General features: G+C 68.1%; 4 protein-coding genes. 2 read left to right on the plus strand and 2 right to left on the minus strand.

The window, feature by feature from the left end:
* Nucleotides 1-75: 75 nt before the first annotated feature.
* Complete coding sequence (locus tag ACFV6I_RS38715) at nt 76-561, minus strand: hypothetical protein (protein WP_380430883.1); 486 nt, start codon at nt 559-561, stop codon at nt 76-78.
* Nucleotides 562-842: 281 nt separating this feature from the next.
* On the opposite strand from ACFV6I_RS38715, the gene ACFV6I_RS38720 reads away from it, so the two are divergent.
* Both ACFV6I_RS38720 and ACFV6I_RS38725 read left to right on the plus strand, forming a co-directional pair.
* Nucleotides 843-1439 carry a winged helix-turn-helix domain-containing protein gene (locus tag ACFV6I_RS38720; RefSeq protein ID WP_380430885.1) on the plus strand — a complete coding sequence of 199 codons (597 nt, stop codon included), beginning with the start codon at nt 843-845 and terminating at the stop codon, nt 1437-1439.
* Nucleotides 1355-1915, plus strand: coding sequence for a transposase (locus tag ACFV6I_RS38725; protein WP_380430891.1), 561 nt, complete (start codon nt 1355-1357; stop codon nt 1913-1915). The genes ACFV6I_RS38720 and ACFV6I_RS38725 overlap by 85 nt, the downstream gene beginning before the upstream one ends.
* A 43-nt stretch (nt 1916-1958) precedes the next feature.
* Here ACFV6I_RS38725 and ACFV6I_RS38730 read toward each other — a convergent pair whose 3' ends face one another.
* Nucleotides 1959-2846 carry a HEAT repeat domain-containing protein gene (locus ACFV6I_RS38730; RefSeq protein ID WP_380430888.1) on the minus strand — a complete coding sequence of 296 codons (888 nt, stop codon included), beginning with the start codon at nt 2844-2846 and terminating at the stop codon, nt 1959-1961.
* Between the last annotated feature and the right edge of the window lie 254 nt (nt 2847-3100).

Here is a 3100-nt window from a genome sequence, read left to right on the forward strand (position 1 = left end):
GGGCCGGCACCGTCTTCACGTTCGAAGGCGGTTCGCGACCGGTCGCGCGAGACCGTCGTCTCGCTCGACCTCGGGTCACAGGTCCCGAAGCCAACGGTTGGCCTGCTCTGGGGTGGGGGAGTGGATGAAGCCGTAGCGTTGACCGAGCGACTTCGCGCCGGCCGGGGTTCCCATGTTCGTCTCGATCCGCGTGAATCCCGCTTCGCGCAGCGTTTGGAACATCCGCTCCACGAAGGTGTCGATCATCGCTCGCCGGTGGTCTCGGTCGAGTTCCGGAACCGAGAAGAACCAGCCGATATCGGTTGCCTCCTGGCCTTCTTCGCGTTCCGTCGGGATGCAGAAGAAGCCGCCCATGAGTTGCCCTGAGCCGTCCAGTGCCACCAGGTATTTGATGCCGGGGCCGAGTGTGCCGTGGACCGCGGCACGTGTGAAGTCCACGGGGTTGTCGATCGTGTAACCGGCGTCATTGAATGGCGAGTCCTGGAACGTGCGACGCAGCGTCGTCTCGATGTCGTCCCATCGGGCCTTCATGAAGTGCTCGTCCACGAGCTTGATCTCCATGTGCGCCTCCGTGCGGTGAGTACCTCGTGTGCACCGACGAACCGCTGGCCAAGGTTCACGACCATGATGACAACGCGTGGAGCTGCCCGCGATCAGGCATCCGCCGAATGGCTGACGCGGGTCGAGGTCCGGCCTTGCGGCCGTGCCCGCGCGAGTTGCACGGCGACGCGCCGGAGGTTCACTCGCACGAGTGATTGTGATGCTTAGTGACTTCGGCGCTTCGGGGTGATTGGCCTGTTCGTGTAGCTGACTGACGGTCATTTGCGCGCTATGCCGTAGGTATGCGATATGTGGATGGGGGCGGGCTGACGGCGAAAGGTCGCCAGCGCCGCGAGGTGGTGCGGCTGGAGGCCGCCGGGTTGTTCGCCGATGGGCTGGGGCCGCCGGAGGTTGCCCGCAGGTTGCGGGTGAGTTCGAAGTCGGCCTACCGGTGGCGCCAGGAGTGGATGGAGGGCGGGGTGGCGGCCCTGGCCTCACGAGGCGCGAGCGGTCGGCGTTGCAAGCCGTCCGCGCGCTGCCAGGAGAAGCTGGCCGCCTACCTGGAGCAGGGCCCGGCCGCTCACGGCTGGGACGAGGACCATGTGTGGACCGGCGGGCGGGTGGCGACGCTGATCGGCCGGAAGTTCCATGTGTCCTACAGCGTCTCGGGTGCCACCCGCCTGATGCACCGGCTCGGCTTCAGCCCGCAGGTCCCCGCGCGGCGGGCCGCCGAACGCGACGAGCGGGCCGTGACCGCGTGGCAGGAGGTGACCTGGGCGGAGGTAAAAGCACCAGGGCGGCCTGCGACGGCTGGATCTGCTTCGAGGACGAAGCAGGGTTCACCCGCAGACCGCCCAAGGGGCGCACGTGGGGCCGGCGTGGCATCACCCCGGTCGTGAAGGTCTCCGGCCGCGGCTCCGGACGGGTCTCGGTCGCCGGACTGCTCGCGATGCGCCCGGGCTCCCGGACCCGACTGTGCCACCGGCTGCGGCGCCACAGCGGGCGCAAGGGCGAACGCCGCAGCCTGTCCGAGCGCGACTACATCGGTCTGATCGACGGAATGCACCAGCTGGTCAGGGCGCCGATCGTGCTGGTCTGGGACCGGCTCAACACTCACGTCTCCTATGCCATGCGCGACTTGATCAGCGCACGGGGCTGGCTGACGGTGTTCATCCTGCCCGCATACGCACCCGAGCTGAACGCGGTCGAGTACCTGTGGGCCCACGTGAAGCACGGCCTCGCGAACCTCGCCAGCGTCGCCCTCGATCGACTTGCCACGCTCGTCCGCAATCGACTCAAACGTCTCCAGTACCGCCCCGACGTCCTCGACGGCTTCCTCACCGGAACCGGACTCTCCCTCGACCTACCACCCTGAAAAGCCGAAGTCAGATACCACCAGCCGTAACCGCGCTGACCGGCTACCCGATCCGGCGCCGCATCTGCAGGACTATGACGACGGTTTCGCCGTCCTCGGGCAGCTCGTCACCGAGCGCGAACCTGACCTCGGTGACCGTGGCGGTCGACTCGAAGGCATACAGGTCCTGAGCGACGTAGTCGTTCTCCACGACGGCCAGCAGGTCGTTGCCGAGCACCGACTGCCCAGGCTCCACCAGGAGTTGGGTCACGCGCATCGGCCCGCCGTACGGCGACGGGTCTGCGGTGAGTTCCATCGGCCCGAGGTCGAGCCAACGGGGCGGCGTCGGCAGCGTGCCGATCCGCCGCTCGATCTCGCCCAGAGCCCCGTCCGCAGCCTGGGCAGTGCGGTCGTCCGAGGTGAGCCCCCGCAGCAGCGGGGCGACGGCGCGGACATCACCCAGCCGACCCAGCGCGTTGCACGCGGCGTACCGCACATCCGAGTCCTCGTCGTCCAGACAGCGAGCGATCGCCTCATGGTGATCGGCTGTCCCGCGCTCGGCCAGACCGCGCAGCGCGTCCTTGCGGGTGTGCGGGCTGTCGGAGCCCAGGCCGCGTTCGAGGATCGGCAGCATGCGCGGGTCCTCGACGCTCGACCACGTCGACACGACCACCGACTCCAGCGAGGCGTCGTCCGCCAGAGCGCCGAACAGCGCGTCCGGGAAGGCACGGACCAGGACACTCCTCAGATCACCGACGGCTTCCCAGGCCTGCTTGCTGTTCGCACGATCGCCCTCCAAGGCGCGCCAGTCCAGATCAGCCTGGCCAGCCAACATGGCGAGCATCCGCCGCAGACTCGCCGGTCCCGCGGCCACCAGCCGATCGAGCGCCGCATGTTGGCCGCCGACGTACTGCACGATGAGGCTGTCGATCTCCTCGAACTCCCGGCTCATGTCCAGCACCCTAGTCGACGCCACCGTCACTGATCGGCTAGCAAGCCCATCACCCCGAAGAGCTGAAGTCAGTAGTGCATAAATGGACACTCAAGGTATTCGAGGGCTCGTGGGGGCTCTCCCGGCGCGAGGGGAGCCGTCATGGCCGCAGTCGAATCCTCCTCCATCGAGGTGCCGCGGATCGCGAGCAGTTCGCAGCCCGCCGACCGGGACCAGGGCCTCGCGGCGATCGGCGGCAACGTCGGCGCCGTGTG

Origin of the sequence: Kitasatospora sp. NPDC059803 (assembly GCF_042732255.1) — a bacterium.
Lineage (GTDB): Bacteria > Actinomycetota > Actinomycetes > Streptomycetales > Streptomycetaceae > Kitasatospora.